At 72.3% G+C, this 6,375-nt stretch carries 4 protein-coding genes and 2 pseudogenes; 4 read left to right on the top strand and 2 right to left on the bottom strand.

Annotated features, from left to right (window positions below; genetic code table 11):
• The 3 genes and pseudogenes from G3I40_RS46560 to G3I40_RS25035 all read left to right on the top strand — a co-directional run.
• A pseudogene (locus tag G3I40_RS46560) lies at nucleotides 1-222 on the top strand (hypothetical protein); the annotation flags it as partial.
• A gap of 66 nt (nucleotides 223-288) precedes the next feature.
• Complete coding sequence (locus G3I40_RS25040; RefSeq protein ID WP_164304378.1) at nucleotides 289-1,515, top strand: acetyl-CoA C-acyltransferase; 1,227 nt, start codon at nucleotides 289-291, stop codon at nucleotides 1,513-1,515.
• The gene (locus G3I40_RS25035) at nucleotides 1,512-3,653 is read left to right on the top strand and encodes a 3-hydroxyacyl-CoA dehydrogenase NAD-binding domain-containing protein (RefSeq protein ID WP_164304377.1); all 2,142 of its coding nucleotides are present in this window, start codon (nucleotides 1,512-1,514) and stop codon (nucleotides 3,651-3,653) included. The genes G3I40_RS25040 and G3I40_RS25035 overlap by 4 nt, the downstream gene beginning before the upstream one ends.
• A gap of 183 nt (nucleotides 3,654-3,836) precedes the next feature.
• On the opposite strand, the gene G3I40_RS25030 is transcribed toward G3I40_RS25035, so the two are convergent.
• Entirely contained in the window at nucleotides 3,837-4,868 is a 1,032-nt protein-coding gene (locus tag G3I40_RS25030) for a hypothetical protein (protein ID WP_164304376.1), read from the bottom strand.
• Nucleotides 4,869-4,895: 27 nt separating this feature from the next.
• Nucleotides 4,896-5,999, bottom strand: coding sequence for a hypothetical protein (locus tag G3I40_RS25025; RefSeq protein WP_239091927.1), 1,104 nt, complete (start codon nucleotides 5,997-5,999; stop codon nucleotides 4,896-4,898).
• 143 nt (nucleotides 6,000-6,142) lie between these two features.
• On the opposite strand from G3I40_RS25025, the pseudogene G3I40_RS25020 reads away from it, so the two are divergent.
• Nucleotides 6,143-6,375: pseudogene (locus G3I40_RS25020) on the top strand (NTP pyrophosphohydrolase); the annotation flags it as partial.

Below are 6,375 nucleotides of genomic sequence, written 5' to 3'. Positions count from 1 at the left end.
GCCGTGACCGGCGCCTGGCGGCTGCTGCTGGCGGGGGCCGCCGTCGTGGTCGTGGCCGACCACGGAGCGGCCCTGCGGCGGTGCGGCGTGCCGCGCCGGACCTTCGTGCGGGAGACCGTCTCCTCCTCCGCGCCGATGGCCGCCGTGATCTCCGGCGCGGATGTGACCTTCGCCGCTTGGGGCGGGGGGACTGGGCAGCATGGTTACCCGCAAGTAGCATGAAGGGGTGAGCGCGCGCTCAGGCGCGCGCCGCGGCAGTGCCGTCCCGCATCTTGGAGGAGAGCCATCGTGCCTCGTACCGTCAGGGACGTCGTCTTCGTCGACGGCGTCCGCACCCCGTTCGGCAAGGCGGGCCCGAAGGGCATCTACCACGAGACCCGCGCCGACGACCTCGTCGTGAAGTCCATCCGGGAGCTGCTGCGCCGCAACCCGAACCTGGACCCGGCGAAGATCGACGAGGTCGCCATCGCCGCGACCACGCAGATCGGCGACCAGGGCCTGACCCTGGGCCGGACGGCGGGCATCCTCGCCGGGCTGCCGCAGTCGGTCCCTGGCTACTCGATCGACCGCATGTGCGCCGGTGCGCTCACGGCCGTCACCACCGCCGCGGGCTCCGTCGCGTTCGGTGCGTACGACGCCGTCATCGCCGGCGGTGTCGAGCACATGGGCCGTCACCCCATGGGCGAGGGCGTGGACCCGAACCCGCGGTTCGTCAGCGAGAAGCTGGTCGACGAGTCCGCCCTGTTCATGGGCATGACCGCCGAGAACCTGCACGACCGCTACCCGCACATCACCAAGCAGCGCGCCGACGAGTACGCCGTGCGCTCGCAGGAGAAGGCGGCGAAGGCGTACGCGAACGGGAAGATCCAGCAGGACCTGGTCCCGATCTCGGTGCGCAACACCAACGCCGAGGTGGGCGAGACCGGCTGGGGTCTGGTCACCGCGGACGAGCCGATGCGGCCGGGGACGACCCTGGAGAACCTCGCGGGCCTGAAGACGCCGTTCCGTACGCACGGTCGCGTCACCGCCGGTAACGCCGCCGGTCTGAACGACGGCGCCACCGCCTCGATCATCGCGAGCGAGGAATTCGCCCGGGAGCACAACCTCCCGGTCAAGATGCGCCTCGTCTCGTACGCCTTCGCGGGCGTCGAGCCGGAGGTCATGGGCTACGGGCCGATCCCGGCCACGGAGAAGGCGCTCGCCAAGGCGGGTCTCGGCATCGAGGACATCAACCTCTTCGAGATCAACGAGGCGTTCGCCGTCCAGGTCCTCGCGTTCCTGGACCACTACGGCATCGCCGACGACGACGCGCGCGTCAACCAGTACGGCGGCGCCATCGCCTACGGCCACCCGCTGGCCTCCTCGGGCGTGCGTCTGATGACGCAGCTGGCCCGTCAGTTCGAGGAGCAGCCGGAGGTCCGTTACGGCCTCACCACCATGTGCGTCGGCTTCGGCATGGGCGCCACGGTGATCTGGGAGAACCCGCACCACAAGGACGCCGGAGGCGACAAGTGAGCACCACCACCGCTGAGCTCCTCAAGGGTGCGGCCGAGCTGTTCCCCGGCGAGGTCGTCACCTCCGCGCACGTACGGCACCTCGAACTGCCCTACGGCGCCGGCCGGTTCGCCCTGATTACGCTCGACAACGGCTTCGACCACACCAAGCCGACCACCTTCGGCCCCGGCTCGCTGGCGAACCTGAACACCGCCATCGACCAGGTCGAGAAGGAGGCGGCCGACGGCGACATCGTCGGCGTCGGCATCACCGGCAAGCCGTTCATCTTCGCGGTCGGCGCCGACCTCAAGGGCGTCGAGCTGCTGAAGAACCACGACGACGCGCTCGCCATCGGCAAGGGCGGCCACGAGGTCTTCAAGCGCCTCTCCGGGCTCGCCGTGCCGACGTTCGCGTACTACAACGGTGCCGCGATGGGCGGTGGCGTCGAGGTCGGTCTGCACTGCTCGTACCGCACCGTCTCCCAGGCGCTGCCCGCGTTCTCGCTGCCCGAGGTCTTCCTCGGCCTGGTCCCCGGCTGGGGCGGCTGCGCGCTGCTGCCGAACCTGATCGGCGCCGACCGCGCCGTCTCGGTGATCATCGAGAACTCGCTCAACCAGAACAAGCAGCTCAACGGCAAGAAGGTGCACGAGCTCGGGATCGCCGACGCGATCTTCGAGGGCGCCGACTTCCTGGAGCAGTCGCTGATCTGGACGGCGAACGTCCTCAAGGGCGACGTCAAGGTCGAGCGTCCGGACGTCGACCGCGGTGAGGCGTGGGACCAGGCCGTCGCGCGCGGCAAGTCCATCGCCGACTCCAAGGTGCACGGGGCGGCCCCGGCCGCGTACCGCGCGCTGGAGATCATCGCCAACGCCAAGAGCGGTGACCTGCAGGCCGGGTTCGACGCCGAGGACAAGGCGCTCGCCGACCTCATCATGGGCGGCGAACTGCGCGCCGGCATCTACTCGTTCAACCTGGTGCAGAAGCGCGCCAAGCGCCCCGCCGGCGCCCCGGACAAGAATCTGGCGCGCCCGGTCACCAAGGTCGGCGTCGTGGGCGCGGGCCTGATGGCCTCGCAGCTCGCGCTGCTGTTCCTGCGCCGTCTGGAGGTGCCGGTCGTGCTGACCGACATCGACCAGGAGCGCGTCGACAAGGGCGTGGGCTACGTCCACGCCGAGATCGACAAGCTGCTCGGCAAGGGCCGCGTCAACCAGGACAAGGCCAACCGTCTGAAGGGCCTCGTCTCGGGCGTCCTCGACAAGGCCGAGGGCTTCTCCGACGCGGACTTCATCATCGAGGCCGTCTTCGAGGAGATCGGCGTCAAGCAGCAGGTGTTCGCGGAGGTCGAGGCGGTCGCCCCGGCGCACGCGATCCTCGCCACGAACACGTCGTCGCTGTCGGTCTCGGAGATGGCGTCGAAGCTGAAGCACCCCGAGCGGGTCGTCGGCTTCCACTTCTTCAACCCGGTCGCGATCCTGCCGCTCCTGGAGATCGTGCGCGGCGAGCAGACGGACGACGCGGCGCTGGCCACGGCGTTCGGTGTCGCGAAGAAGCTGAAGAAGACCGCGGTGCTCGTGAAGGACGCCCCGGCGTTCGTCGTGAACCGCATCCTGACCCGCTTCATGGGCGAGATCCAGAACGTCATCGACGAGGGCACCCCCGTCGAGGTCGCCGAGAAGGCCGTCGAGCCGCTCGGTCTGCCGATGTCGCCGCTGGTCCTGCTGGAGCTGGTCGGCCCGGCCATCGGTCTGCACGTCTCGGAGACCCTGAACCGCGCCTTCCCGGAGCGCTTCACGGTGTCCCCGAACCTCGCCGCCGTCGTGAAGGCGGGCAAGCGCGGCTTCTACGTCTACTCCGCCGAGAACGACTTCAAGCCGGAGCTGGACCCCGAGGTCGCCGCGCTCCTCAAGCAGGGCGACGTCGTCCTGACCGAGGAGCAGGTCCGCGACCGCGTGCTCGACGCCGTCGCCCAGGAGATCGGGCTCATGCTCGACGAGGGCGTCGTCGCCGAGGCGCAGGACATCGACCTGTGCCTGATCACGGGCGCGGGCTGGCCCTTCCACCTGGGCGGCATCACGCCGTACCTGGACCGTGAGGGCGTCTCGGAGCGCGTGACCGGGAAGAAGTTCCTGGAGGCCGGTGTCGCGAGCGTGCCCGCGTAACGGGCAGCGGTAGCGCTCCGTCCCGGAGGTCGAGGGGCGTGGGGCGACCGCGGGCCGGCTGTGGCCGGTCGCGCGGTTCCCCGCGCCCCTTTTCGGCGTGGGGCACGCCCGCAGCCGTGCCGTCCCGTTCTCGGCGTGGGGCACGGCCACGGGCGTGCCGTCCCGCGGCTTCCGTCCGGTGGTTCACACCACCCTGCGCCACGCCTCCAGGGCCAGGCCGGGCTCGTCCTTGCGGCGGGTCAGGTTCATGGCGTCCTGCTGCCCGGGGACGTAACTCGCCGCCACGACGCGGCCGTCGGCGTCCTCCGCCAGGGCGATGCGGGCGTCCGGCGCGAGGACCGGGCCCGACTCCGTCCACCAGGCGCCGGCCGACTCCTGTTGCGTGGGGTAGGCGGCGAAGGCGACGCGGCCGCTGTGGGCGCGCTGGGCGAGCAACGTGCAGTCCACGTCGTCCAGTCGGCAGCGCACGGCCGTCACGGGGCCGGGGCCCGCCGCGTCCAGGAGGCGGACCGGGTCGGCGTCGCCGCGCCAGGCGCACAGCGCACCGTCGTCGTCCGTGAAGAAGAGCGTGGTGTCGTCCGGGGAGGTGGCCAGCGCGCGCAGCGTGTCCGGGCGCGGCGCCGCCGGGTGCGGCTTCTCGTCGGCCACCGGTGTCGCGCCGGGCTCCTCCTGGCGCCAGCGCCGGATGCCGTCGGCGGTCGCCGCGTACAGGGTGATCAGGCCCGACTCCCCTGCCACGGCGGCGAGTTCACCGCGTACGCGCTTGCCCTTGAGGTCGCGCCAGGGTCCCCAGCCGCCCTTCTCGGCCTGGGCGCGCATGCTGACGCCGCCGCCCTTGTTCCGTACGAAGACGTGGGCGCGGCCCTGGGCGTCGACGGCGACGGCGGGCGGGCCCGTGCGGTCGCCCGTGCGGTTCGGGTGGCCGATGGGGGTCCAGTCGAGCGCCGCGAGGTGCGACTGGAAGTGCGTCGCGTGGACGAGGCCGGATTCGCCGGGGACGGTGGGGCGCCAGGAGACGAGGTGGACGTAGGCGCCGGGGCCCTGGGCGAGCGCGAGGCCCCTGTGCAGGCGCTGGTCGCCGCCCACCGTGCGCGGCGCCGACCAGGGGCCCTGTGGGCCGCGCTCCGTGCGGCACACGACCGTGTCGCCGTCCGGGGCGTATGCGTAGATGCAGAGCCCGCCGTCGCGTCCGCGTATCAGCCAATCGCCGTTCACGGCGGCAATTCTAGGCGGGCTCCCCCGTCACAGCCGCTGCCAGTGCGGGGGCAGGGTGAGGCCGGGGCCGGGGTCCTGGCGGGCGGTCCGCAGCGCGCCGTCCCGTCCCCGTACGGCGACGACCACGCGGCCGTACGCGTCCAGCGCCAGGGCCGGGTCACCGGTGCAGTCCACCGTGGTGTCCGACCACCACACGCCGTTGTGCTCGGCCTCCGTGCCACAGACCCCCACCACCAGGGTGTCGGCGGGCCCGCGCTGCGCGAGGACGGTGCAGTCCTGGCCGTCGAGCCGGGTGCGCAGGGCCGTGAGGGCGCCGTCGCCGGGGGCGCCGCCGAGCGGCACCGGCCAGGAGCCCTCGCGGTAGGCGGCGACGCCGTCGGTGTCCGTCCAGTAGTACGTGAGGCGGCCGGGCGCCGTCTCCAGCGCCGTGCCGGACCCTTCCCGCACGTCGGCCTGCAGGGGTTGCCCGCACGTCAACTGCCCGTCGGGCGCGGGCTGTCGCCAGTGCAGGACGCCGCGCTGCGACGGTACGACCACCTCGACGTGTCCGTCACCGGTGGCCGCGGGGATCGGCCCGTCGGTGAGCTTCGAGCCCTTGAGGTCCTGCCAGGGCGCCCACCTGCCGTCCTTCTGCTCGCGGCGCATTTGGAGTCCGCGGCCGGCGTTGCGCACGAAGACGAAGACGGTGCCCTGCCCGTCGACGGCAGCGGCGGGCCTGCCTATCTTGCGGCCGTTCTCCGCGGTGCGGTACGGGTTGCCGAGGGAGCGCCACTCGGTGACGGGGCGGCCCGACTGGTACTGGATGGCGTGCACGATGTCCACGTCCGGGCCCTGGTCGCCGGTGCGTTCGCGGCGACCGACGAAGTGCACGTAGGAGTCGGCGCCCTGCACGATCGTCACGTCGGCCACGTCCTCGGCGGGGAAGCGCTCCGGCCCGGTCCACTCGGGTCCGCCGGGGCTCCGCTCGGTCCAGCGCAACAGGCCGTCGTGCGTGGGCGCGTAGAGGGTGAGCCTGCCGTCCTTGCCGAGGGTCAGCCAGCGGCCGTGGAACGTCCCGGTGACCGTCGTGGGGTCCGTCCCTGCGGCGGCGAGGCGGGCAGTGCCCGCGGAGTCCGGCCCACTTCTCCGCATGGCTGGGTTCACCTTCCCGATTTCTCCGCGTCGTCGACACGGCACCCCTGAGCAACCGGCACATCATAAGCCGACGGTCGAACGCTTCAGCGAGCGCTGTCGGGTGGCCGTGGTCCGCCGCGCCCGCATGGCACGCTGGAGGCATGGAAGGTTCCGTGGTGATCGTGGACGGCGCGAACGTCGTCGGCTCCGTGCCGGACGGTTGGTGGCGCGACCGGCTCGGTGCCGCGCGCCGGCTGCGGGACCGGCTCGTCGATCATCCGCTGGGCCGCGACGCGGAGCTGGTGCTCGTCGTCGAGGGCGCCGCACGGGCCACCGAGCCGGTGCCCGGAGTGCGGGTGGAGGCGGCCGCGGGCAGCGGCGACGACCGGATCGT

The organism is Streptomyces sp. SID14478 (genome assembly GCF_010548525.1).
In the GTDB taxonomy this organism is placed as follows: Bacteria; Actinomycetota; Actinomycetes; order Streptomycetales; family Streptomycetaceae; genus Streptomyces.
Note: the sequence above shows the minus strand (reverse complement) of the source record. Positions and strands in the feature narration are given on the sequence as shown.